This window comes from Arthrobacter sp. T2-23, assembly GCF_055398325.1.
Genome location: NZ_AP027917.1, coordinates 332,435 through 355,466, shown reverse-complemented (window position 1 = coordinate 355,466; position 23,032 = coordinate 332,435). Strand labels below are relative to the sequence as shown.

At 67.9% G+C, this 23,032-nt stretch carries 21 protein-coding genes; 13 read left to right on the top strand and 8 right to left on the bottom strand.

What is annotated here, in order from left to right; all coding sequences use genetic code 11:
* Positions 1 to 87: 87 nt before the first annotated feature.
* Positions 88 to 507, top strand: a complete 420-nt coding sequence (locus ACZ5Z0_RS01660) for an Hsp20/alpha crystallin family protein (RefSeq protein ID WP_138769364.1) — start codon at positions 88 to 90, stop codon at positions 505 to 507.
* A 424-nt stretch (positions 508 to 931) separates the two neighbouring features.
* Positions 932 to 1,696: an SDR family oxidoreductase gene (locus tag ACZ5Z0_RS01655; protein ID WP_464109609.1), complete on the top strand. Its 765-nt coding sequence runs from the start codon at positions 932 to 934 to the stop codon at positions 1,694 to 1,696.
* Between the two features lie 103 nt (positions 1,697 to 1,799).
* Here ACZ5Z0_RS01655 and serB read toward each other — a convergent pair whose 3' ends face one another.
* Positions 1,800 to 2,690: a phosphoserine phosphatase SerB gene (gene serB, locus ACZ5Z0_RS01650; RefSeq protein WP_464109608.1), complete on the bottom strand. Its 891-nt coding sequence runs from the start codon at positions 2,688 to 2,690 to the stop codon at positions 1,800 to 1,802.
* A 132-nt stretch (positions 2,691 to 2,822) separates the two neighbouring features.
* On the opposite strand from serB, the gene ACZ5Z0_RS01645 reads away from it, so the two are divergent.
* The 5 genes from ACZ5Z0_RS01645 (at position 2,823) to ACZ5Z0_RS01625 (ending at position 6,871) form a co-directional block, all read left to right on the top strand.
* On the top strand, positions 2,823 to 3,608 hold the full coding sequence (locus tag ACZ5Z0_RS01645; protein WP_464109607.1) for an ABC transporter ATP-binding protein: 786 nt from the start codon (positions 2,823 to 2,825) through the stop codon (positions 3,606 to 3,608).
* A gap of 18 nt (positions 3,609 to 3,626) precedes the next feature.
* Positions 3,627 to 4,412, top strand: a complete 786-nt coding sequence (locus tag ACZ5Z0_RS01640) for a sulfite exporter TauE/SafE family protein (protein WP_464109606.1) — start codon at positions 3,627 to 3,629, stop codon at positions 4,410 to 4,412.
* An 8-nt stretch (positions 4,413 to 4,420) separates the two neighbouring features.
* Complete coding sequence (locus ACZ5Z0_RS01635) at positions 4,421 to 5,230, top strand: TrmH family RNA methyltransferase (RefSeq protein ID WP_464109605.1); 810 nt, start codon at positions 4,421 to 4,423, stop codon at positions 5,228 to 5,230.
* Positions 5,231 to 5,395: 165 nt separating this feature from the next.
* The gene (locus tag ACZ5Z0_RS01630; RefSeq protein ID WP_056739465.1) at positions 5,396 to 5,653 is read left to right on the top strand and encodes a type B 50S ribosomal protein L31; all 258 of its coding nucleotides are present in this window, start codon (positions 5,396 to 5,398) and stop codon (positions 5,651 to 5,653) included.
* A 111-nt stretch (positions 5,654 to 5,764) separates the two neighbouring features.
* A complete protein-coding gene (locus ACZ5Z0_RS01625) occupies positions 5,765 to 6,871 on the top strand; it encodes a lipoate--protein ligase family protein (protein ID WP_464109604.1) in 1,107 nt (368 codons plus the stop codon).
* Between the two features lie 179 nt (positions 6,872 to 7,050).
* On the opposite strand, the gene pepN is transcribed toward ACZ5Z0_RS01625, so the two are convergent.
* Both pepN and ACZ5Z0_RS01615 read right to left on the bottom strand, forming a co-directional pair.
* Positions 7,051 to 9,663, bottom strand: a complete 2,613-nt coding sequence (pepN, locus tag ACZ5Z0_RS01620; protein WP_464109603.1) for an aminopeptidase N — start codon at positions 9,661 to 9,663, stop codon at positions 7,051 to 7,053.
* Between the two features lie 31 nt (positions 9,664 to 9,694).
* Positions 9,695 to 10,615, bottom strand: a complete 921-nt coding sequence (locus tag ACZ5Z0_RS01615) for a YeiH family protein (protein ID WP_464110678.1) — start codon at positions 10,613 to 10,615, stop codon at positions 9,695 to 9,697.
* Between the two features lie 236 nt (positions 10,616 to 10,851).
* On the opposite strand from ACZ5Z0_RS01615, the gene ACZ5Z0_RS01610 reads away from it, so the two are divergent.
* The 3 genes from ACZ5Z0_RS01610 to ACZ5Z0_RS01600 are packed head-to-tail and all read left to right on the top strand — an operon-like array spanning position 10,852 to position 14,217.
* Complete coding sequence (locus ACZ5Z0_RS01610) at positions 10,852 to 12,450, top strand: circularly permuted type 2 ATP-grasp protein (protein WP_464109602.1); 1,599 nt, start codon at positions 10,852 to 10,854, stop codon at positions 12,448 to 12,450.
* The gene (locus ACZ5Z0_RS01605) at positions 12,443 to 13,369 is read left to right on the top strand and encodes an alpha-E domain-containing protein (protein ID WP_138769355.1); all 927 of its coding nucleotides are present in this window, start codon (positions 12,443 to 12,445) and stop codon (positions 13,367 to 13,369) included. The genes ACZ5Z0_RS01610 and ACZ5Z0_RS01605 overlap by 8 nt, the downstream gene beginning before the upstream one ends.
* Entirely contained in the window at positions 13,366 to 14,217 is an 852-nt protein-coding gene (locus ACZ5Z0_RS01600; RefSeq protein ID WP_464109601.1) for a transglutaminase family protein, read from the top strand. Before ACZ5Z0_RS01605 ends, ACZ5Z0_RS01600 begins: the two co-directional genes overlap by 4 nt.
* Before the next feature lie 20 nt (positions 14,218 to 14,237).
* Here the strand turns inward: ACZ5Z0_RS01600 and ACZ5Z0_RS01595 are convergent, their stop codons facing one another.
* On the bottom strand, positions 14,238 to 14,723 hold the full coding sequence (locus ACZ5Z0_RS01595; RefSeq protein WP_464109600.1) for a pyridoxamine 5'-phosphate oxidase family protein: 486 nt from the start codon (positions 14,721 to 14,723) through the stop codon (positions 14,238 to 14,240).
* A gap of 160 nt (positions 14,724 to 14,883) precedes the next feature.
* On the opposite strand from ACZ5Z0_RS01595, the gene ACZ5Z0_RS01590 reads away from it, so the two are divergent.
* The gene (locus ACZ5Z0_RS01590) at positions 14,884 to 16,584 is read left to right on the top strand and encodes a GAF domain-containing sensor histidine kinase (RefSeq protein ID WP_464109599.1); all 1,701 of its coding nucleotides are present in this window, start codon (positions 14,884 to 14,886) and stop codon (positions 16,582 to 16,584) included.
* A gap of 34 nt (positions 16,585 to 16,618) precedes the next feature.
* On the opposite strand, the gene ACZ5Z0_RS01585 is transcribed toward ACZ5Z0_RS01590, so the two are convergent.
* A complete protein-coding gene (locus ACZ5Z0_RS01585; RefSeq protein ID WP_464109598.1) occupies positions 16,619 to 17,353 on the bottom strand; it encodes a response regulator in 735 nt (244 codons plus the stop codon).
* Positions 17,354 to 17,712: 359 nt separating this feature from the next.
* On the opposite strand from ACZ5Z0_RS01585, the gene ACZ5Z0_RS01580 reads away from it, so the two are divergent.
* Complete coding sequence (locus ACZ5Z0_RS01580) at positions 17,713 to 18,156, top strand: universal stress protein (protein WP_138769351.1); 444 nt, start codon at positions 17,713 to 17,715, stop codon at positions 18,154 to 18,156.
* Between the two features lie 24 nt (positions 18,157 to 18,180).
* Here the strand turns inward: ACZ5Z0_RS01580 and ACZ5Z0_RS01575 are convergent, their stop codons facing one another.
* From ACZ5Z0_RS01575 to glgC, 3 genes are all read right to left on the bottom strand, one after another.
* On the bottom strand, positions 18,181 to 18,648 hold the full coding sequence (locus ACZ5Z0_RS01575) for a pyridoxamine 5'-phosphate oxidase family protein (RefSeq protein ID WP_138769350.1): 468 nt from the start codon (positions 18,646 to 18,648) through the stop codon (positions 18,181 to 18,183).
* A 98-nt stretch (positions 18,649 to 18,746) separates the two neighbouring features.
* Positions 18,747 to 20,198 (bottom strand): SDR family NAD(P)-dependent oxidoreductase, encoded by a 1,452-nt coding sequence (locus tag ACZ5Z0_RS01570; protein ID WP_464110677.1) that lies wholly within the window; start codon positions 20,196 to 20,198, stop codon positions 18,747 to 18,749.
* A gap of 89 nt (positions 20,199 to 20,287) precedes the next feature.
* Positions 20,288 to 21,706, bottom strand: a complete 1,419-nt coding sequence (glgC, locus tag ACZ5Z0_RS01565; protein ID WP_464109597.1) for a glucose-1-phosphate adenylyltransferase — start codon at positions 21,704 to 21,706, stop codon at positions 20,288 to 20,290.
* A gap of 102 nt (positions 21,707 to 21,808) precedes the next feature.
* Between glgC and glgA the strand changes: the two genes are divergently transcribed.
* Positions 21,809 to 23,008, top strand: coding sequence for a glycogen synthase (gene glgA, locus ACZ5Z0_RS01560; protein ID WP_464109596.1), 1,200 nt, complete (start codon positions 21,809 to 21,811; stop codon positions 23,006 to 23,008).
* The last annotated feature ends 24 nt before the right edge of the window (positions 23,009 to 23,032 follow it).

Below are 23,032 nucleotides of genomic sequence, written 5' to 3'. Positions count from 1 at the left end.
TAGGCGGAGCTGCAGGCCGGGGCGTGTAATGGTGTCACAGCCCCCGACCGCGCCACGGCAGGGGCATGGACCCAGGAGGATTTGATCATGGCTGATCTCAGCAAGTGGGCGCCGTCGGACATGTTGGAACCCGTCCGCCGCTTCCTCGACGGCGACCTCACGATGGCGTCGACCATCAAGGTCGAGCAGTTCCAGGATGGCAACACCCTGGTGGTGCGTGCAGAAGTTCCCGGCATCGATCCCGACAAGGACGTCGACGTGTCGGTCAGCGAAGGCATGCTGCATATCAGGGCCGAACGCGAGGAAAAGACGGAGCACAAGAGCAAGACCGGCTACCGCTCGGAGTTCCGTTACGGCTCCTTCCTGCGGAGCGTCGCCCTGCCGGCCGGTGCCAAGGAAGAAGACATCACCGCAAGCTACAAGGACGGTGTCCTCGAAGTGCGCGCGCCCGCCCCGATGGCCGCACCGGGGGAAGCCACCAAGAAGATCAGGGTCGACCGGGGCTAATCCGCGCCGTTTGAGCTGCGTTCGCGCAGCTGGCCCGGCTTTCAATGCCGCTGCTGGACATGCCCATTTTTCGCTGCCGACAGCGGACATGTTCAGCCCCGGCCGCCCACTTCGACGGACATGCCCATTCCTCAAAGCGCGCAATGGACAATTACTGAATATGTCCATTGACGGCTGCACCGGATGGGCATGCCCATCCGGTGCAGCCGCAAACCGGCGACATGCTCCGGCGTGACACTCCGGCGTCCCGGTTCGAGCCGCCGCGTCCCGCCCTCAAGGTTCGCCGTCGGCCCTCTCCGCAACTGTCCCAAACTAGGCCCGTCCGGCTTCTTTGTGGATCCTGCACAACTGAATTGCTGCGGGTCGCTGGCATGATGGACAGCAGACCCAACAGTATTTGGACGTTTGGAACAAAGGAGCTCGAATGGGATTGCTGGACAACAAGACCGCCATCGTTACCGGTTCATCGCGGGGCATTGGCGCCGAGGTGGCGAAATACCTCGCCGGGGAGGGTGCCGCCGTCGTCGTCAACTACCGCCAGAAGGCACCGCGCGCCAATAAGGTTGTCGCCGAGATCGAGGCCGCGGGTGGCCGCGCCGCAGCCGTCGGCGCGGACCTGACCACGCAGGAAGGTGTCCAGGCCCTCGCCAGCGCCGCGATGGAAAACTTCGGCTCGCTGGATCTGCTGGTCCTCAACGCCTCCGGCGGCATGGAATCCGGCATGGAAGAGGGATACGCCCTCAAGCTCAACCGCGACGCCCAGGTGAACATGCTCAACGCCGCGGTGCCGCTGATGCCCGAGGGTTCGCGCGTGGTGTTCGTGACCAGCCACCAGGCGCACTTCATCGAGACCGTCCCCACGATGCCCGAGTATGAGCCCGTCGCCCGCAGCAAGCGCGCCGGCGAGGACGCACTCCGTGAACACCTTCCCAGCCTCGCGGAGAAGGGCATCAAGCTGGTGGTCGTCTCAGGTGACATGATCGAGGGCACCGTCACCGCCACGCTGCTGGACCGTTCCAACCCGGGCGCCATTGAGGCCCGCCGGGCCGAAGCCGGCAAGCTGTACTCGGTCAAGGAGTTCGCCGCGGAGGTCGCCAAGATGGCCACCGCCGACGTCGAGACCGGCCACACCGAATACGTCGGCGGTGCCGACTACTTCGACAAGGCGAGCGGTCCCGGAAGCAACTAGGACCGGCGGCCCGGATGGCACCTGGCGGCAGCGTTCTTCACGGACCCTGCCGCCGGGTGCCATCCGGCGTTAAGACGGCCGCCGGCTTGGCGCCTGCCCGGTCTCAGACCCCGGCGATGTGCCGGACCGCATCCAGGTAGGGCATGTTGATGGCCGCGTCGGCCACGGCGCGGACGGCTGGTTTGGCGTTGAACGCGACGCCAATCCCCGCGGCGCCGAGCATGTCCAGGTCGTTGGCGCCGTCTCCCACCGCGATGGTGTGTTCCATCGGGATGCCCTCCGCCGCGGCCCACTCGCGCAGGTACTTCTCCTTGGCTGCGCGGTCGACCACGTCGCCCACCACCTTGCCGGTGAGTGCGCCGTCGGAAATTTCCAGCTCGTTGGCAATCCAGTAGTCCAGCCCCAGGTCCTCCGCAATCGGGCGCAGGATCTGGTTGAAGCCGCCCGAGACGACCGCCACGGCGTGCCCGGCCGCCTTGAAGGCCGCCACTAGTTCGGCGGCGCCGTCGCTGAGGGTCACCTCGGCGCGGACGGAGTCGACGACGTCGGCCGGCAGTCCGGCGAGCACCGCCACCCGGGCGTGCAGGCTCTGCGCAAAGTCCAGTTCGCCGCGCATCGCCGCTTCGGTGACGGCCGTGACCTCCTCGCGTTTGCCCGCATACGCCGCCAGCAGTTCGATGACTTCCTGCTGGATCAGTGTGGAGTCCACGTCCATGATCAGGAACTTCCGCGGGGCCTGCCGCAGCGCGGCGGGAACAACCGCCGTATCGACCCCCTCGATTGCGGCGATGCTCCGGCGAAGCCCGGCCAGGTCGGCGGCGGTGATGGCGTCCGGCAGCGTGCAGTCGGCGGTGTAGACCGAGAAGCGGCCGTCGCCGGCGGTGTTTTCCGCGCCGACGGTCAGCCCCGCTCCGGCCAGCGAACGGCGCAGTTGCTCCACCTCGGGAAGGGACAGATTGACGCCGTAGCTGACCGCAGTCACGTTCGAACTCATGGCTTCAATCCTAGCGAGCGGGCCGGGTGGGCCCTGAATTGGTTTCGCTCCGGCGACGCGGGCACGGGCCCCGCGGCCGGGGTGCCCGCCCGGTTATCAGTCGTCCGCTATTTTGTCCTAGTGTCTACTCCTATGAGTGATGTTCTTGAAATGGCCGCCGTCAGCGTTGTACGTGGGGCGAAAACGCTCCTGGACAAGGTCGACTGGCAGGTCAAGGAGGGCGAGCGCTGGGTGATTCTGGGACCCAACGGTGCCGGCAAGACCACTCTGTTGCAGGTGGCCGCCGCCCGCCTCCACCCCACGTCCGGCATGGCAGGGATCCTCGAAGAGATCCTCGGCGCCGTTGACGTCTTCGAACTCCGGCCGCGCATCGGCCTCTCCTCGGCGGCTCTGGCCAACCAGATTCCCGAGCACGAGAAGGTCCTCAACGTCGTCGTGACGGCCGCCTACGGGGTCACCGGCCGCTGGCGCGAAGGCTACGAAAAGGACGACGAACGCCGCGCCTTCGCCCTGCTCAACGAATGGGGCATGGGCCCGCTGCTGAACCGCCCCTTCGCCTCGCTGTCCGAGGGCGAACGCAAACGCGTGCAGATTGCCCGGGCACTCATGACGGACCCGGAACTGCTGCTGCTCGACGAGCCCGCCGCCGGCCTCGACCTGGGCGGCCGCGAGGACCTTGTGCACCGGCTCAGCGGGCTGGCCCGCGACGAGGCCGCGCCCGCCATCGTGCTCGTCACCCACCACCTCGAAGAGGTCCCGCCGGGCTTCACCCACGCGCTCTTGATGCGCGACGGCGGCGTGGTCGCCTCCGGCCCGCTGGACGAGGTGCTGACCGCCGAAAACCTCAGCCAGACGTTCGGCGTCGACCTGGACGTGAGCGTCTCCGGCGGACGGTACACCGCCACAGCCCGCCGCTGAAGGGACCACTGACAACGCGTGGAGTTCCTCAGTAGCGTCTTTATTTTCTTCGCCGGGCTCTGGGCCGGCACTATCAACAGCGTGGTGGGTTCCGGCACGCTGGTCACCTTCCCGGTGCTGATCGCGCTCGGCTTCGCTCCGGTGACCGCCTCGATCAGCAACGCCATGGGCCTCGTGGCCGGCAGCGCTGCCGGCGCCTGGGGCTACCGCAAGGAGCTCGCCGGGCGCCGCAACCAGCTCCTGAAGCTGCTGCCGGCCTCGTTGCTGGGCGGCATCACCGGCGCCTACCTGCTCCTGCACCTGCCGGAGCTGGTCTTTCAATACGCGGCGCCGGCCCTGATCGTGGTCGCCCTGCTGATGGTCGTGTTCCAGCCCCGGCTCCAGCGCTGGGTGCAGGCCCGGGAAGAAAACCCGGAGCACGCCCTCCGGGACAAGCAGCACGGGATACTCCTCGTGGTGCTGGTCTACCTCGCGGGCGTCTACGGCGGTTACTTCGTAGCGGCGCAGGGCATCCTCCTGGTCGGCATCCTCGGTGTCTTTATGGCCGGAACCATGCAGAACGCCAACGCCATGAAGAACATCCTGGTGCTGGGGGTCAACGTTGTCGCCGCCGCGTCGTACCTGCTCTTCGCGTTCGACCGGATCAGCTGGACCGCGGTCGGCCTGATCGCCGTCAGTTCGCTGATCGGCGGCCTGGTCGGCTCCAAGGTGGGCCGACGCCTCTCGCCGCCGGTGCTGCGCGGCGTGATATTCGTCCTCGGCACCGTAGCGCTGGGCTTCATGATCGCCAAGCTGCTGAACTGACCCGGACCATGAGCTTTCACTACCTCGAATCCGCGGACGACCCCCGCGTCGCCGACTACACCCAGCTGACTGACGTGCACCTGCGCAAGCTACGCGAGCCCGCCGAGGGTATGTATATCGCGGAGTCTTCCCGGGTGCTGCGCCGAGCCCTCGCCGCCGGGCACCGGCCGCGCTCATTCTTCCTCGCGGAGAAATGGCTCAAGGACCTCGCCGACGTCTTTGAGGCTTACCCGGACGTGCCGGCCTACATCGGCCCGGCCCCGCTCCTGGAGCAGATCACCGGCTTCCACCTGCACCGCGGTGCGATGGCCGCCATGCAGCGCCCTGCACCCGTTCCGCTGCCCGAGCTGCTCGCCGGGGCGCGCCGGATCGCCGTCCTGGAAGACATCGTGGACCACACGAATGTCGGTGCGATCTTCCGCTCCGCTGCTGCTCTGGGGCTCGACGCCGTGCTGGTGTCCCCGCGCTGCGGCGACCCCCTCTACCGGCGCAGCGTGCGCGTGAGCATGGGCACCGTCTTCCAGGTCCCGTGGGCCCGACTCGAGGAATGGCCGGGGGAGCTGGCGGTACTGAAGGAGCACGGGTTTCTGGTGGCCGCTATGGAACTCACCCAGGACGCCGTCGACGTCGACGTCCTCGCGGCCCGGAACCCCGAGCGGCTGGCCCTGGTGCTCGGCACCGAAGGCGCCGGAATGAGCGAGGAGACTCTCGCCGCCGTCGATCTTGCCGTGAAAATCCCGATGCGCGCCGGGGTTGATTCGCTCAACGTGGCGGCCGCGTCCGCCGTCGCTTTCTGGGAGCTGCGGCCCCGCGGCTGACACTCCCCGGGCCGGCAGTGGACCCCCCCCACGCCCCGGTTCGTCCGGCCCGCGGATCTGGGCTATTATGGGTAGCTGGCCGTGCTGCGCCTTCCGGTGCCGGGCAGCCATCCCACTCATACCTGGCAGCTGGCAAAATCCAGTTGCGCGAACAAAGGTCCAATTATGCAGTCTGATATCCACCCGAAGTACGAAGCTGTTGTTTTCAACGACCTGGCTTCCGGCGTCAAGTTCCTGACCAAGTCCACCGTGTCTTCCTCGAAGACCATCGAGTGGGAAGACGGAAACACCTACCCGGTCATCGACGTCGAAATCTCCTCCGAGTCCCACCCGTTCTACACGGGCAAGCAGCGCATCATGGACTCTGCAGGCCGCGTCGAGCGCTTCAACGCTCGCTTCAAGGGCTTCGGCGGCAAGAAGTAGCCTTCTGCTCCCAAGGTCTTTTGGAAAAGCCCGCACCGGCGACGGTGCGGGCTTTTTGCGTTCCGGCCGCATTGCGTACCGGCACCCTGGCCGCGTGGCAGGATTAAGGGCATGACAACCCTTCCTCCGGTCCCCGTTCCCAGCAGCGCTGACGAGGACGGCCGCCGACGCCACGGCGAATACAAGGTTCCCGGCGGCAAACTCGTGGTGGCCGACCTCGACGTCGTCGACGGCGTCCTGGCGCACGTCTCGATCAGCGGGGACTTCTTCCTGGAACCCGACGAGGCGCTCCTGGACATCAACCGGAGCCTCACCGGACTGCCCGTGGACGCGGGCGCGGCTGACCTTGCCGCGGCAGTCACCGCGGCGCTGCCCGAGGATGCGGTGCTGTTCGGCTTCTCCGCCGGCGCGGTGGCGATCGCCGTCCGCCGCGCCCTGGCCAAAGCCACCGGCTGGGGCGACCACCACTGGAACATCATCGGGCCCTCGGTGCTGCCCACGCACGTCAACGTCGCGCTGGACGAAGTCCTCACCGAAGAGGTCGGCGCCGGCCGCCGCAACCCGACGCTGCGGTTCTGGGACTGGGAGGAGCCGTCCGTGGTGATCGGCAGTTTCCAGTCCGTCCGCAACGAGGTCCATCCCGACGGCGTCAGCCGGCACGGGATCAGCGTGGTCCGCCGGATCAGCGGCGGCGGGGCGATGTTCATGGAGGCCGGCAACTGCATCACCTATTCGCTCTACCTGCCGCAGACCCTCGTGGACGGCATCAGCTTCGCCGACTCCTACGGCTTCCTCGACACGTGGGTCATGGCGGCGCTCGAAAAGGTGGGCATCAGTGCGTTCTACGTGCCGCTGAACGACATCGCGACCGAGCATGGCAAGATCGGCGGCGCGGCCCAGAAGCGGCTCGCCAACGGCGGAATGCTGCACCACGTCACCATGAGCTACGACATCGACGCGGACAAGATGGTTGAGGTGCTGCGGATCGGCAAGGAAAAGCTCTCGGACAAGGGCACCACAAGCGCCAAGAAGCGCGTCGACCCGCTGCGCCGGCAGACCGGCCTGGCCCGGTCCGAGATCGTCGCGGCGATGATGGAGGTGTTCACGGAGCGCTACGGGGCGACGCCGGCGGAACTCACCGAGGCCGAACTCGACGCCGCCCGTCAGCGGGTGGAGACCAAGTTCGGCACCACCGAATGGCTGCACCGGGTCCCGTAGGGCGGGATCCTTCGTCGATTCGCCATAAGTGGCCGCTACACCCACCCGTTTGGCGGCCATTCGCGTCAGACGGGCGCCCCGGGCGGGCGGGATCCTTCGTCGATTCGCCACAAGTGGCCGCTACACCCACCCGTTTGGCGGCCATTCGCGTCAGACGGGCGCCCCTGGCGGGCAGCGTCTCATGCGGACACGGCTTGTGCCTTGAGCGCCCGCAGCAACTGGCTGCGCTGTTCGATGATGATCCGGCGCAGCGCCCGCGGCGCATCCGCGTGCTCGGCCAGCCATTGGTCCGTCCGGGCGATGACGGGGTGCGATTCCGGCGCCGCGCCCGGCCCGTCGAGGTCCTGCCCTGCGGGGTAGAGCCCGCGCACGATCCGGCTGGCGATCTCGATGCTGCGCTCCGTCCAGACTCGATCAAGGCACTCGAAGTAGGGCTCGACGTAGCCCGCAAGCAGTCCTTCCGGGGCCGTGTTGAAGCCCGCGATGGTCGCGCTGAGCAACTGGTTGGACAGCGCCGTGCCGTGGACGGCGGCTTCCCACGCTTCGGCCTTGACCCTGGGGTCCGGCCGCGCCGCGAGGGCCGTGGCGTGCCCGGACTTTCCCGACGCCGTGTTGTCGCGCGCCAGCTCGGCGTCCAGCTCCCCGGGGTTGTCCTGTCCGTGGGCCGCGAGGGCATGCCAGAGGTTCCAGCGGAGCTCCGCATCAACGGAGAGTCCCTCGATCACGGTGCTGCCGTCCAGCAGGCCCCTGAGCATGCCGAGCTGACCGGCGTCGAAGCGGCTCGTGGCGGCGAGGGCACGGGCCCAGGCCAGCTGCTGGTCGGAGCCCGGTGCCGCGTTACGGAGTTCTGCGGCGGCGGTGGCCAGGAAGCTGCCGCGGGCCTCCTTGCGCCGGGCCGCCGGTACGTAGCGTTCGATTGCCGTTCCTGCGTTGCCCAGAATGTTCAGCAGCACCCCGATGCCGGACTCGGCCGGGCCGAAGCGCTGCACCGCCTCGACGTAACGGGCAGCGGGGGTGGCGGCGTCGCGGGCCGAATCCCACAGCGCGGTCCAGCACAGGGCCCGCGCCATCGGGTCAGTGATGGCGCCGAGGGAGCTGCGCACCGTGGCTTCGGAGTGCGGGTCGAGCCGAACCTTGGCGTAGCTGAGGTCCTCGTCGTTGACCAGCAGCAGCGCCGGGCGGCCCTTTCCGGCGAGCTGGCCGACCACGGTACGATCGCCGTCGACGTCGGTTTCCACGCTGTCGGTGCGCACCAGGGCGCCTGCGGCGTCGAAGTCGTAAAGTCCAATCCGCAGCCGGTGCGGCCTCGGCTCCTGCCGGCCGGTGATCGGGTCCTCGGCGTGCTGGACCAGCGACACGGAGCCCAGCACGCCGTCGTGCTCGTCAATCTCGGAGGTCAGGGTCGAGATACCGGAGGTCTGCAGCCACTGCCGTGCCCAGGTGGCGAGGTCGCGGCCGGAGGCGGCGCTCAACGCGGCCAACAGATCAGCCAACGTGGTGTTGCCGTAGGCGTGGTCGCGGAAATACCGGCGGGAGCCGGCGATGAAGGCGTCGAAGCCCACGTAGGCGACAAGTTGCTTGAGCACCGAAGCGCCCTTGGCGTAGGTGATCCCGTCGAAGTTCTGCTTCGCGGCCTCAAGGTCCGGGATGTCGGCAACAATCGGGTGGGTGGTGGGCAGCTGGTCCTGGACGTAGGCCCAGGCCTTGCGGTTGTTGGCGAAGTTCACCCACGCCGTTTCCCAGTCCGTCGTCCGGTCTACGCCCAGGGTGCCCATGTAGTCAGCGAAGGATTCCTTGAGCCACAGGTCATCCCACCACTGCATCGTGACGAGGTCGCCGAACCACATGTGCGCCATCTCGTGCAGCAGGGTGTTGGCGCGGCCCTGGTACTGCGAGTCGGCGGCGCGGGACGTGAAGACGTAGCTTTCGGTGAACGTCACCAGTCCCGGGTTCTCCATGGCGCCTAGGTTGTACTCGGGCACGAATGCCTGCTCGTACTTTCCCCACGGGTATGGGTAATCGAAGAGGTCGTTGAAGAAGTCCAGGCCGTTCCTGGTCAGACGGAACAGTTCCTCCGCGTCGAAGGACGGCGCCATGGAGGCCCGGCAGTAGAGCGCCAGCGGCACGTCCCGCACGGTTCCGTCCGCGACGCTCCCGTGCCAGGTGTCCTCGGCCTTGAAGTAGGGGCCGGCGAGCACGGTGGTGATGTAGGTGGACATCGGCTTGGTGGGGGCGAAATCCCACCGGCTCGTGGCCGGGTCGCTGGTCAGCTGGGTGCGGAGGGTTTCGATTCCGTTCGAGGAGACCTGCCACTCGGACGGGGCCATCACGTGGAAGGTGAACTCTGCCTTGAGATCCGGCTGTTCGAAGTTCGCGAAGACGCGGCGCGCGTCGGCGGGCTCATACTGCGTGTACAGGTAGCACTGGCCGTCGGCGGGGTCATAGAAGCGGTGCATGCCCTCGCCGGAGGTGCTGTACAGGGCCGTGCCGGTGACCGTGACCTGGTTCTCGGCCTGCAGGTTGTCCAACCGGATCCGGGAGCCGTCCACCACGTCTGAAACCGGCAGTCCCTTGCCGTTGAGGAAGACGCTGTGCACCGAACTGCTGATGAAGTCCAGGAACGTGGAGGCGCCGGGTTCGCTGGCGGAAAAGTTGATCACGCTGCGGCTGGTGTAACCCGCGACGTCGGGATCGGCCGCCTGCCGGACGTCAAGGGAGACGTCGTAGCTGTGGGTAGTGATCAGGGCTGAGCGGGTTGCCGCTTCGTCACGGCTCAGGTTCTGGTTCGACACTCCGCTATCTAATCACGGGGAGACCCGAAGCTCAGCGGGCGGGGATGAGGACGACGGCGGCGGCCAACCCCAGGGCCGCGATCAGCAGCCACGAGGCCAGGGCGGCCAGCAGCGCCGGGGTTCCCGTCCGCAGCAGTTGCCGTACCCGGACGGCCGAGCCGAGTCCGAACAGGGCCATGCCCAGCAGCAGGTCCTGCAGCACGGCGGCGGCCCCGAGCACGCCGGGGGAGAGCCAGTCGGTGGTCCGCAGGGCCGCCATGGCGACGAACCCCACCACGAACAGCGGAACGATCGGCGGGAGCCGGCCGCCGTCGTCGGAACCGATGCGGTGGTGGATGCCCGCCGCGGCGACCATGGGGGCGAGCAGCAGCACACGGGTCAGTTTGACGATTACGGCGACGGCGAGCGCCGAGGCCCCCGCGGTCTGGGCGGTGGCGACTACCTGTCCGACGTCGTGCACCGAGGCGCCTGCCCACGCCCCGAAGGCCTCCGGGCTGAGCCCCAGCGGGCCGATGAGGAGGGGCAGGACGCCGATGGCGAGTGTGCCGCAGAGGGTGACGAGCGCGATCGGCAGCACCGTGTCCTGCTGCCGGATCCGCCGGACGGCTGCCATCGCGCCGATCGCGGAGGCCCCGCAAATTGCGAATCCGGTGGCAATCAGCAGCGAAACAGGGGGCGGCAGGCGAAACAACCGGCCGATGCCGTAGGTGCCCGCGAACGCTGCCAGCACCACCCCGGTGATCAGCAGCAGGGCGGCCCAGCCCAGGCCCAGCACGTCCGCCACGCTGACCTTGAGCCCCAGCACGACGATGCCGGCGCGCATCAGGTGCTTGCCGGCGAAGTCCAGCCCGGCCCTGCCGGACCCCGCGCTCCAGCCCGACACTCCCGGCAGGTTCGCGGCCAGGAGCCCCAGCAGGACCGCGACCGTCATGGCGGGCAGCGCCGGCAGCATTGTGTGGACGGCCAAGGCGGTCCCGACGGCGGCAGCGCAGGCAATCAGGCCCGGCAACAGCACGCGCAGCCGGCCTGGGCGCTGGCGGACCGCGTGCAGCAGGAAAAAGGGGCGGAAGACAGGCACGTCATCCACCTTGCCCTACCGGCAGGTCAATCACCGAAGCGTGAGCCGCAACACGCCCCGCGGGAGGCACCGAAATGATTTCGTAACGAAAAGGTGGTTGGCTTATGGGCATGTCTGACCTTTTTGAGGATTACTCAGAGGCCGCCGGCCGCAGCGGCGCCTACGACGAGATGTTTGCCCCGGGCCAGGAGGCCCGGCGCTCCTACGGCCAGGTTGCCGGGGCGCTGAGGGAGCTCTCGCTGGCCGATGTCACGGCGCGTGCGGACTCAATGGCCCGGACGTTCCTGGACCGCGGCGTCACCTTCGACTTCGCGGGCGAGGAACGGCCGTTCCCGTTGGACATCGTCCCCCGGGTGATCCCGGCCGATGAGTGGACCGTGCTCGAACGCGGTGTGGCGCAGCGGGTGCGGGCCCTGGAAGCCTTCCTGAACGACGTCTACGACAAGATGACCGTGGTCTCCGACGGCGTGATCCCGCGGCAACTCGTCACCACGAGCGCGCACTTCCACCGCCAGGTCCACGGCTTCGAGCCGGCCGGCGGGGTCCGCGTCCACATCTCCGGGATCGACGTCGTCCGCGACGCCGCCGGCACCTTCCGCGTCCTGGAGGACAACGTGCGCGTCCCCTCGGGCGTCAGCTACGTGCTGGAGAACCGCCGTGCCATGGCCAAGGGCCTGCCCGAGGCCTTCGGCCAGCAGCTCATCCGCCCGGTGGAGGAGTACCCCCGTCGGCTCCTGTCCGCGCTGCGGAAGACGGCGCCGTCCGGCGTCGACGATCCCACTGTGGTGGTCCTGACCCCCGGCGTGTTCAACAGCGCCTACTTCGAGCACACCCTGCTTGCCGGCCTGATGGGCGTCGAACTGGTGGAGGGCCGCGACCTGATCTGCCGCGGCAACCGCGTCTACATGCGCACCACCGCCGGTGAACAGCGCGTGGACGTGATCTACAAGCGGATCGACGACGAGTTCCTGGACCCCCTGCAGTTCCGCTCCGACTCCATGCTCGGCTGCCCCGGGCTGGTCAACGCCGCCCGAGCCGGCGGCGTCACGATCGCCAATGCCGTGGGCAACGGCGTCGCGGACGACAAGCTGGTCTACAGCTACGTGCCTGACCTGATCCGCTACTACCTGGGCGAAGAGCCGGTGATCGCCAACGTGGACACCTACCGTCTCGAGGAGAAGGAAGCCCGGGAGGAGGTGCTGGACCGGCTCGATGAGCTCGTGGTCAAGCCCGTCGACGGCTCCGGCGGCAAGGGCCTGGTGATCGGCCCGGACGCGTCCAAAGACGAGCTCGAAGCCCTGCGCAAGCGCATCGTTGCCGACCCTCGCGGCTGGATCGCGCAGCCGGTGCTGCAGCTCTCCACCGTTCCCACGCTCAGCGGCGACAAGTTCGGCCCGCGGCACGTCGACCTTCGCCCCTTCGCTGTCAACGACGGCGACGACGTCTGGGTCCTGCCCGGCGGCCTCACCCGGGTGGCGCTTAAGGAAGGTTCCCTGATCGTGAACTCCAGCCAGGGCGGCGGCTCCAAGGACACCTGGGTGCTCGCGGATTCGCCGCAGGTCCCGGTCGAGGCAATCCCGCGGCCCGCCGTCGCCGTCCGCGAACGGGTCTCGGTCTGGCCGGTGGAAAGCAACTGGCGCGACAGCCAGAAAGAGCAGCAACAGCAGCAGCAGAGTTCCGACGCCCAGGAGGTAGCCGCGAATGCTTAGCCGTATTGCCGAGTCCCTGTTTTGGATCGGCCGCTATGTGGAGCGGGCAGACGGCACCGCCCGGATCCTGGACGTCCACCTCGAACGCCTGAACCACCTGCCGATGGAGGAACAGCGCAGCGTGGCGCAGGAACTCCTCGCGGTCATGGGCGCCCGGCCGCAGTCCGATGACTTCGGCCTGGACGAGCTGCTGCACGCCCTGGCCTACGACAAGCACAGCGCCACCTCGATCGCCGGCTCGCTCGGTGCCGCGCGGGAAAACGCCCGGCGGGCCCGGGAGACCGTCTCCTCGGGACTCTGGGAGAGCCTGAACACCACCTACTACGGGCTGAACCAGCACCGCAAGGACGTGGTGGGCACCTACCGCTTCTGCAACTGGGTCCTGGAGCGCACCGCGATGGTCAGCGGCCTCGCGGACACCACCGTCAGCCACGACGAGAGCTGGCTGTTCCTGGTCCTGGGCCGCTCGCTGGAACGTGCGGACATGACCGCGCGGATGCTCTCCACCCGCGATGTGCTCTCGGCCGGCATGTCCTGGGTGAACATGCTCCGCTGCGCCGGCGCCTACGAGTCGTTCCTGCGGACCCGCCGCGCCGCCTTCGGCGACCAGCACGCGGCCGAGTTCCTGCTGCTGGACCGGCTCTTCCCGCGTTCCATCGTCTATGCCCTGCGCGACGCCGACGAGTGCCTGGCCAAACTGGACCCCTCGGCCCAGCGCGTCGGCTTCATTAACGACGCCCGACGGATCGTGGGCCAGGCCCGGACCTTCCTGGAGTTCCACCGCACCGACGACCTGATGTCCGAACTGCCGGAGCACATGGAACGGGTGCAGAAGGCCGTATCGCAGGCCTCGGATGCCATTTCCCGTAAGTACTTCAATCAGGCAGACGAACTGGCCTGGGTGGGAGAAGTTTCATGACCCGGCTCAGCATCACGCACAAGACGGCGTACAAGTACAACAAGCGCGTCACCCTGTCCTACAACGAGGCCCGGATGACGCCGCTGACGGATCCGCAGCAGGTGGTGCTGGAGTCCTCCATGAAGGTCTCGCCGTCGCAGGCGGCGATCAGCAGCTACCGCGACTACTGGGGCACCCGCGTAACCGCCTTCGACATGCAGATGCCGCACGACCACCTCGAGGTCCTCGCCACCACAACGGTGGAGGTGCACCGGGTGGAGCGGATCCCGGCGGAGGCGGACATCGTCGGCTGGGACGTGCTCTCCGCCCCGGAGACGCTCAACCAGTTCAGCGACTGGATCCCGCAGTCACAGCTCACCGGCCCCGGCGCCGAGGTGCTGGGGATCGTCCCCGGCGTCGTCGCCGGCCGCAACCCGCACGATGCTGCCATGGCAGTCTTCGAATGGATGCGCGGCGAGATGAGCTACATGAAGGGTTCCACCGGCGTCACCACCAACGCCGAGGAGGCCTGGAACCAGCGCCAGGGCGTCTGCCAGGACCTCGCACACCTCGCGATCGGGGCGCTGCGCAGCTGCGGGATTCCGGCCCGGTACGTCTCCGGCTACCTGCACCCGCGCTCGACGGCGCAGCTCGGAGAGACGGTCGCCGGGCAGTCCCACGCGTGGCTGGAATGGTGGGACGGCGAATGGCGCAGCTGGGATCCCACGAACCACAAGCCTGCCGGGGACTTCCACGTGACCGTGGCACGCGGGCGCGATTACCGGGACGTGCCCCCGCTGAAGGGCATCCTGTCCGGCGGCGGCGGCTCTGCGCTGGCAGTGACCGTGGAGATCACCCGCCTGGCCTGAGCCGGCCGGCGTCGATCCGTCTATTCGAGGCCGGAGCGGGTGGCGTCGTCCAGCGGCGTCCACCACGTCAGCGGCGGGACGATCTTGAACCGCCGCCCCGTGATGGTGTCGGGCGTAATCCGGACGAAGTGTTCCTTCTTTCCCGCCTGCCACGGGAACAGCAGCAGCCCCACCGTGTCAAGGACCTCCGCCTGGTTCTTCACCGCGGCGGCCTGGCCCTTGACCACCACACTCCAGGCGACGCCGCTGTCCGAGTCGACGCCGTCGGCTTCCAGGGCCACGGGAGTGTCGCCGGTGGCGGCGTGCAGCTTCGTGCCCTCGGCGGTGCGGAACACGAGGGTTCCGTGGTCCACCTTGTAGTTGATCGGGAAGATGTCCGGGTGGTCGTCTACCCAGACGGCCATCCGGCCCACGGTGACGCTGCGCAGCAGCCTCCAGCACTCGTGGCTGTCCAGGTTTTCGACGTCGTGGGGCTGATTGGCGGCTGGTTTCGGATCAGTGCTCATGGCGCCGAGCCTACGTCAGGCTGCCCCGGCCGGGCTAGGGGACAACGGCCCGTGGGCGTAATAATCCTCGGCTTTGTTGGGTCGGATCGGAATGTATCGGGGTATTCTGGCAACACGTCATCGGCGCGGATGTACGTCGTGAGAATTGGGGCGAAAGAACATGCATTCATCAGGCAGCAGCCCGGAGACCGTCAGTTCCGGCAACCCCCGGATCGAGGACCTGCTCAAGGACTTCGTCTCCCGCGCCGGAGAACTGCTCCAGTCCCAGGAGCGGATGGCGGGCCTGCTGGAAGCCGTCGTCGCCGTCGCCGAGGACCTCAGCCTGGACGCCGTCCTGGAGCGCGTGGTGCAGTCAGCCTGCCGCCTCCTGCACGCCCGCTACGGCGCCTTGGGCGTGATCGGCGGCGACCACGCCCTGAGCCACTTCATCACCGTCGGCATCGACGGCGAACTCGCCCGGCAAATCGGCCCCCTGCCCACCGGCCACGGCGTGCTGGGGCTGCTGATCAGCGATCCCCGGCCGCTGCGCCTGCACGATCTGCGCAAGCATCCGGAGGCCTACGGGTTCCCGGAGAACCACCCGCCCATGCAGTCGTTCCTGGGTGTGCCGGTCCGGGTCCGTGACACCGTGTTCGGCAACCTGTACCTGACCGAGAAGGAAGGCGGCGGGGACTTCACTGAAGAAGATGAGGGCCTGGCGATTGCGCTGGCCGCCGCCGCCGGCGTCGCGATCGAAAACGCCAAACTCTACGACGACTCCCGGCGCCGGGCCCGCTGGCTGGAAGCCTGCATGGATGTGTCCGGGCTGATGCTCGGCAGCGACCGGGACTACACCGCCGGGGGCCTCGATCCGATCGCCGCCCGGGCGCTGCAGGAATCCGAGTCCGAGCTGGCGCTGATTGTGGCCCCCGCGGTGTCCGGGCCCGGCTACATCGTGGCCGGTGCGGCGGGTGAGCGGGCCAAGGCCTTCTCCGGCAGGACGCTGGCCCTCGGTGCACCCGAACTGCAGGACGTGCTGGCCGGCGGTGAGCCGGTCATGCTGGACAGCGACGCCGGGGTTTTCGACGACGTCGTCGACGGCGGCTGCCTGGGACCGCAGCTCGCGGTCGCCTTGAGCACGCAGGGCGCCCACCACGGCCTGCTGCTGCTGGCCCGGAACCCGGAGGGGCTTCGCTATGCCCGGACCGACATCGAGATGGGCGCCGTCTTCGGCTCACACGTGGCCCTGGCGCTCGAACTCGCACGCGTCCACCGGCTGCGTGAGGAGCTGCTCGTGTTCACGGACCGCGACCGGATTGCCCGGGACCTGCACGACCTGGTCATCCAGCGGCTCTTCGCCGCCGGCCTGAGCGTCCAGAGCCTCACCAGGTTCACCAAGGACGAGCTCGCGACCGATCGGATCCGCAATATCACCGGCGAACTCGACGAGGCGATCCGCAGCCTGCGGGACACGATCTACTCGCTCAAGAGCAGCAGTGGGGAAACCGAACTGCTCAGCGGCCGGATCCGCCGCGTGACCCGGAGCTCCGCGAAGTCGATGCCGTTCACGCCGCGGCTCACGCTGACCGGTCCGGTGGACGCGGTCACCCCGGATAAGGCGGACAACGTGGTGGCCGTCGTCTCGGAGGGGCTGAGCAACGCCATCCGGCATTCCGGCGCAGACGCCATCGCGGTGTCCGTCGCCGTCATCAAGGGCCGCGTCACGGTGGTCATCACGGACAACGGCTCGGGCTTCGACGACTCCCTGGAGCGCAACGGCCTGGCCAACCTGGAAGACCGCGCGCGGATGTTGGACGGCCAGTGCACCATCACGACGGCTCCGGACGAAGGCACCAGCGTTGAGTGGTCTGTGCCGCTCTGACGGGCGCTAGCTACTCGGCCGGGTGGCGGCGGAGTCAGCGGACGCTGTGTTGCCGGCCGGTCTCGGGTACCGCGCCGGCGGTGGAAGTCCCCGCGGCGGCCGGACTGGCAATGAAGACGGCCGCCTGCGTACGGCGTTCGAAACCGAGCTTGGCCAACAGCGAGGAAACGTAGTTCTTCACCGTCTTTTCAGCCAGGAACATCTCGGCCGCGATCTGGCGGTTGGTAAGCCCGCCGCCGACCAGTTCCAGGACCCGGCGCTCCTGCGGGGTGAGGGCCGCGGTGCGCGGATCCACCTCGTCGGTTTCCACCATGCTGTCAACGATCCCGGCGGCGACCCCGTCGTCGAAGAGGGATTCTCCCGCCGCGGCCCGCCGCAGGGCACCGATCAAGTCGGTGCCGCCGATCTCCTTCAGCACGTAGCCGGAGGCGCCGGCGAGGACCGCGCCGCGAAGGGCCTGTTCGTCGTCGAAGCTGGTCAGGATGATGCAGTTCAGCGAGGGATCAACCGAACGTACGTCCCGGCACACCTCGATTCCGGTGCCGTCGGGCAGCCGCGCGTCCAGGACGCAGACGTCGGGGTGGAGCGCCGGAATACGCCGCGTTGCCTCCACGGCTGATCCGGAACTGCCGACCACGAGGAAGCCCTCGCCCTCCAGCAGCTCCTGGAGGCCACGGCGGACGAGCTCGTGGTCATCGAGGATGAACACGCGAATAACGGCCGGACGGCCTTCCGCTGCAGTGAGACCGGCATCTGCCCAGGCAATCATATTTCTCCCGTCCGGGCGCCGACGTTGCCACATTACCCACGGAGCTCCCCAGCCCGCGTTGCAGGTCTGTGGCAGCCCGCGTCCGTACCTCTAGTGCGGGACCCCGCTTGCTGGTCCCTGAATTGCAGTGGAGTCGTGCATTCCATTGTGGCAACAAATCGACCGCAACGGCTGCGAAGCTCGAATATTTCTTTGCCGCGCACCGTAATTCTCAGGCCGCCCGGCGGCCCGCAACAAGGGTCATTTGGCCTACGGCGTCGTCGTGCGGCGGGTCGCCGTGACTTTCGGCCCTAGCCCGCCGGGGGCTGGGGAGGTTGGGTTGAGCTACGCGCTGCTGGGGCACGACGAAGGGATCAGTCATGAGCGAGGCTACGGACATCCGGACCATCCTGGTCGGAGTCGACGGATCGGACGCCTCCGTGGAGGCGCTCCGGCAGGCCCAGAGGCTGGCACTTCCGCTCTCGGCCAAGATTCTCGCCGTGGCCTGCTGGGATGTCCCGCCGGTCTACGACGGCTACATTGCCATGGGCATCGACGATTTCGACGTCCGTGCGGGGGAGATCCTGGCGGAAACTGTCGTGAAGGCTTTCGGGGCGGACACCCCGGACAATGTGGAGACCCGGCTGGTGCAGGGGCACCCGCGCCGGACGCTCCTCGAGGAGAGCCGCAGCGCCGACCTGCTGGTGGTGGGCCGGCGTGGTCACGGTGGTTTCGGTGGCCTGCTGCTCGGCTCGGTGAGTTCGGCACTGGTGGCCCACGCGCACTGCCCGGTCCTGGTGGTGCACACACCCGAGAAGCGCTAGCCGGGGTATCCCGGCCTGTCGCTGCTATTCGAAGGAGGCCCGCCGCGGGTCGGCGAGCCTGGTGCGCCAGACGTCCGGGTTGTTGACCTTGAAACGGCGCCCGGTTAGGGCCTTCGGGGCGAGCCGTACGTAGTAGTTCTTTTCACCGGGCTGCCACGGCTCCAGGAGCAGGTCATCCACCGCGTCCTTGTCGGCCTGGTCTTCGATCAGCTCCGCTTCGCCGCGGGCCACAACGCTCCACGCCGTCTGCTCGTGCGCGTCGTAACCGTCGATTTCGAAGGCCACCGGCTTGGCTGTGATGGCGCCCCAGAGCTTCGTCCCGCCGGCCGTGCGGAACACGATCGAGCGGCGCTGCAGGACAAAGTTCACCGGGAAGACCTCCGGGTGGCCGTCCACGATCAACGCAATCCGTCCCACCACCTCGCTGTCGAGCAGTACCCAGCACTGGTCGATGGACAGCTGGAAGTTCGGTGGTGGCGTCGTCGTGTTCACAGCTCCACGTTACGGACAGCCTCCAGCCCCCATTAGGGCCATTAGGCCCGTGGCAGCTGCGCGGGCGCCCTGCTAGGCCTGCGCCGGGCGGCCCGGGCTTACCAGGGGCTCGGCTTATAGTCCTTCAGGAAGACGCCGTACTGGTCTTCGCCGGCCTCGCCCATCACGATGGGATCGTAGACCCGGGCGGCACCGTCGACGAGGTCCAGCGGGGCGTGGAAGCCTTCTTCCATCAACCGGACCTTCGTATAGTGCGGCCGTTCGTCGGTGATCCAGCCGGTGTCTACGGCGGTCATCAGAATGCCGTCGGACTCGAGCATCTCCTTGGCCGACGTCCGTGTCATCATGTTCAACGCGGCCTTCGCCATGTTGGTGTGCGGGTGCCCCGGCCCCTTGTAGGCGCGGGAGAACTGCCCCTCCATGGCGCTGACGTTGACGATGTACTTGCGCCGGGCCGTGGAGCGTTTCATCGCACCTCGGAGCCGGCTGACCAGCAGGAACGGCGCGGTCACGTTGCAGAGCTGCACCTCGAGCATTTCCAGCGGGTCCACCTCGTCCACCACCTGGGTCCAGCTGTTGATCGTAGCCAGGTCCGGAACCAGGCCGCCGGCGTCGATCGCGGTGCCCGAGGCAATCCGCTCGAGCGAGGCGGAGCCTGTCGACAGCGCCAGCGAGGTGATGGCGTCCCCGGCGAGCACCGGGTGCTCCAGGACCGTGCTGGCCAGGGCCAGCGGATGCTTGTCGTGGGCGTGGCCGAACGTCACCAGCTCGGGTCCGCCGTTGGCGGCCTGCAGTTCCGCGGGCAGCGGCTCGTCCTCGGCGTCGACGAGCGGCTTGTACGCGTTGCCCGAGCGCCGGACCGTCTGCGCCGCGTTGTTGATGATGATGTCCAGGGGCCCGGCCGCGTCGAGGGAGTCCGTCAGGGCCATCACCTGGGAGGGATCGCGCAGGTCGATGCCCACGATCCGCAGCCGGTGCAGCCAGTCTGCGCTGTCATCCATCGCGGCGAAGCGGCGGGCGGCGTCCTTGGGGAAACGCGTGGTGATGGTGGTGTGCGCGCCGTCGCGGAGCAGCCGCAGGGCGATGTACATGCCGATCTTGGCCCGGCCGCCGGTCAGCAGGGCGCGCCGGCCGTTCAGGTCGGTCCGGGCGTCTCGTTTGCTGTGGCTGAACAGCGCACACTCGGGGCAGAGCTGGTGGTAGAAGGCATCGACCTGCGTGTAGTGCTGCTTGCAGATGTAGCAGGGCCGCGACCGGATCAGGTGCCCGGCCACCTCTCCGGTGGCCGAGGGCGCAAGCTTGTTGCCGCGCGTCTCGTCGTCGATCCGGTCCGGGGCTGCCGTCGCGGTCTGGGCGATGACGGCCCGGTCTGCCTCAGCGATGAGGTCCCGCTTGGTGACCCGGCGGTGGCGCTTGACAGCCTTGAACATCTTCCCGGTCGCGCGCCGGATCGACACGAAGTCCGGGTGTTCCTCGTCGTAGACGTGGATGCTGTTAAGGACTTTGAGGCAGGCGGCGATTTCCGCCGGGGTCAGGTCAACCGCGGTCAACTCATCGCTGGCCGGGGCGGGGGGCAGATCGGGGGAGCTCATTGGGCCAATTTTACAGCCTGGCCGGGCCGCGGCCCGACCAGGTGGAATCAGTAGGCCTTGGTGGAGGACTTCCCGGGAGTCTCGACGCCGACGGCGGCCGCGTGGACCTCGCCGACCTTTTCCACGGTCTCGCGTCCGGCCGGCCAGTTCTCGGTGGCCGTCTTCACGGCGTCCGGCACCAGGTAGAGGTTGGCAGCGGAGAGCGCGCGTTCGTCGTCGCCGGGCTCGGGAACCTCCTGGCCCTTGGCCAGGACCGTGATGCCCGAGTCGGTGACCTTGAAGCCGCGGGCCCGGTCGAGTTCCGGGTCGAGGCCGATGGCGGCGCCCGCCGGAATCCGGACGTTCTTGTCGACGATGGCACGCTTGACCACCGCGCCGGCCCCGACCTGCACCTTGTCCATCAGCACCGAATCGAGGACCCGGCTGGCCGTACCCACGTAGACGTCGTTGGAGAGCACGGAGCCCTCGACGATGCCGCCGGAGATCACCACTCCGCTGGCCACGATCGAGTCCAGTGCCGTGCCCACGGTGCCGCCCTCGCCGCGGACGAACTTCGCCGGCGGGGAGATGCTCTGGCGGGTGTAGATGGGCCACTCCGAGTTGTACAGGTTGAAGACCGGCACGGGGGAGATCAGGTCCATGTGGGCGTCGTAGAACGAATCGATGGTGCCGACGTCGCGCCAGTAGGTGCGGTCGCGCTCGGTCGAGCCCGGAATGTCGTTGAGGGTGAAGTCGTACACCCCGGCCTCGCCCTGGTCGACGAAATAGGGGATGATGTCGCCGCCCATGTCGTGTTTGGTGTCGAGCCGCTCGGCGTCGACGTGCAGTGCCTCGACCAGGGCATCGGCGTTGAAGACGTAGTTGCCCATGGACGCCAGGAACTGGGTGGGATCAGCGGCCAGTCCCGGCGTCGAAGACGGCTTCTCCACGAAGGCCGCGATCTTTTGCGGGTTCTCCTGGTCCACCTCGATCACGCCGAACTGGTCTGCCATGTGCAGCGGCTGGCGCACGGCGGCGACCGTCGCCTTGGCGCCGCTCTCCACATGCTGGGCGACCATTTGCGCGAAGTCCATCCGGTAAACGTGGTCCGCGCCGACGACGACGACGATGTCCGGGTTGGCGTCGTGGATCAGGTTCAGGGACTGGTAGATGGCGTTGGCGCTGCCCAGGAACCAGCTCTTGCCGACCCGCTGCTGGGCCGGCACGGAGGCGATGTAGTTGCCCAGCTGGGTGGACATCCGCCACGTTTCGGAAATGTGCCGGTCGAGGCTGTGGGATTTGTATTGCGTCAGGACCACAATCTGCAAATACCGGGAATTGACCAGGTTGGAAAGGGCAAAATCAATGAGCCGGTAACTCCCGGCGAACGGAACGGCCGGCTTTGCCCGGTCGGCCGTCAACGGCATCAGCCGATTTCCCTCGCCACCTGCGAGGACGATGGCCAATACTTTCTTCTGCTGCGGCATAGTGGTCGCTCCTGAACGCCTTCGTTGCTCCCCAAAACTGTCCGGTGTGCCCGGACCTCTTCACACTAGAACAGATCAGCCGGAACGACTACCTTGGGGTTTGTGCGAATAGACATTGTGACCAAGGAATTTCCGCCCGAAATCTATGGGGGCGCCGGCGTCCACGTGGCCGAACTCAGCCGGGTGCTGGCCAAGAGGGTCGACCTGCAGGTGAGGGCCTTTGGTGCAGAGCGCGACCCCGACTACCACGGAGCCACCGTCACGTCGTATCCGGTGCCGGAGGATCTGGCCGGGGCCAACGCCGCGGTGCAGACCCTCGGTGTGGACCTGCGGATCGTTCCGGACATCGCCGGAGCGGACCTTGTGCACTCGCACACCTGGTACGCCAACATGGCCGGGCACATCGCCTCGTTGCTGCACGGCATCCCGCACGTACTCAGTGCGCACAGCCTGGAGCCGCTGCGGCCGTGGAAGGCCGAGCAGCTCGGCGGGGGCTATGCCCTCTCCTCCTGGGTGGAGAAGACCGCGTACGAAGCCGCCGCCGCGATCATCGCGGTGTCCGAGGGGATGCGGCAGGACATCCTGCGCAGCTACCCCGAGGTAGATCCGTCAAAGGTCCGCGTGGTGCATAACGGCATCGACGTCAGCCTCTGGAACCGCGACGAGGGCGAGGACGCAGTCCGTGCCCTCGGAATTGACCCGTCACGGCCGAGCGTGGTCTTCGTGGGCCGCAACACCCGGCAGAAGGGCGTCCCGTACCTGCTGCGGGCCGCCGCCAAGCTTCCCACGGATGTGCAGCTGGTGCTGTGCCTGGGTGCGGCGGACACCCCGGAACTCGCCGCGGAAACCGCGCGGCTGATCGAGGAACTGCAGGCCCAGCGCAGCGGTGTGGTCCTCGTGGAGCGGATGCTTCCCCGCCACGAGCTGATCCAGGTCCTCAGCCACGCCACGGCGTTCGCCTGCCCGTCCATCTACGAGCCGCTCGGAATCGTGAACCTGGAGGCCATGGCCTGCGGTGCGGCGGTGGTGGCCAGCGCCACCGGCGGAATCCCTGAGGTGGTCCAGCACGGCGAGACCGGCCTGCTCGTGCAGCTCGAGCAGGTCACGGACGGCACTGGCACGCCGCTGGATCCGGAGAAGTTCGTCACCGAGTTCGCCTCGGCCCTGACCGAGGTCGTCTCCGACCCGGCCCGCGCCCGTGCGATGGGCGAGGCGGGCCGGCGCCGGGCCGAGGCGCACTTCTCCTGGGAATCCATCACGGAAACCACGCTCGAGGTCTACCGCTCGGTGCTTCCGCAGTAGCGGTCGGCTTCCGCTCAACCGAAC

Bases quoted from the DNA above. Each gene is read 5' to 3' on its own strand.
- ACZ5Z0_RS01580 (WP_138769351.1), top strand. From the start codon at position 17,713: ATGAGCGAGGCTACGGACATCCGGACCATCCTGGTCGGAGTCGACGGA.
- ACZ5Z0_RS01590 (WP_464109599.1), top strand. From the start codon at position 14,884: ATGCATTCATCAGGCAGCAGCCCGGAGACCGTCAGTTCCGGCAACCCC.
- ACZ5Z0_RS01610 (WP_464109602.1), top strand. From the start codon at position 10,852: ATGTCTGACCTTTTTGAGGATTACTCAGAGGCCGCCGGCCGCAGCGGC.
- glgC (WP_464109597.1), bottom strand. From the start codon at position 21,706: ATGCCGCAGCAGAAGAAAGTATTGGCCATCGTCCTCGCAGGTGGCGAG.
- ACZ5Z0_RS01625 (WP_464109604.1), top strand. From the start codon at position 5,765: ATGACAACCCTTCCTCCGGTCCCCGTTCCCAGCAGCGCTGACGAGGAC.
- ACZ5Z0_RS01645 (WP_464109607.1), top strand. From the start codon at position 2,823: ATGAGTGATGTTCTTGAAATGGCCGCCGTCAGCGTTGTACGTGGGGCG.
- ACZ5Z0_RS01655 (WP_464109609.1), top strand. From the start codon at position 932: ATGGGATTGCTGGACAACAAGACCGCCATCGTTACCGGTTCATCGCGG.
- ACZ5Z0_RS01605 (WP_138769355.1), top strand. From the start codon at position 12,443: ATGCTTAGCCGTATTGCCGAGTCCCTGTTTTGGATCGGCCGCTATGTG.
- serB (WP_464109608.1), bottom strand. From the start codon at position 2,690: ATGAGTTCGAACGTGACTGCGGTCAGCTACGGCGTCAATCTGTCCCTT.
- ACZ5Z0_RS01585 (WP_464109598.1), bottom strand. From the start codon at position 17,353: ATGATTGCCTGGGCAGATGCCGGTCTCACTGCAGCGGAAGGCCGTCCG.
- ACZ5Z0_RS01600 (WP_464109601.1), top strand. From the start codon at position 13,366: ATGACCCGGCTCAGCATCACGCACAAGACGGCGTACAAGTACAACAAG.
- ACZ5Z0_RS01615 (WP_464110678.1), bottom strand. From the start codon at position 10,615: ATGCTGCCGGCGCTGCCCGCCATGACGGTCGCGGTCCTGCTGGGGCTC.
- ACZ5Z0_RS01660 (WP_138769364.1), top strand. From the start codon at position 88: ATGGCTGATCTCAGCAAGTGGGCGCCGTCGGACATGTTGGAACCCGTC.
- ACZ5Z0_RS01595 (WP_464109600.1), bottom strand. From the start codon at position 14,723: ATGAGCACTGATCCGAAACCAGCCGCCAATCAGCCCCACGACGTCGAA.
- ACZ5Z0_RS01630 (WP_056739465.1), top strand. From the start codon at position 5,396: ATGCAGTCTGATATCCACCCGAAGTACGAAGCTGTTGTTTTCAACGAC.
- ACZ5Z0_RS01635 (WP_464109605.1), top strand. From the start codon at position 4,421: ATGAGCTTTCACTACCTCGAATCCGCGGACGACCCCCGCGTCGCCGAC.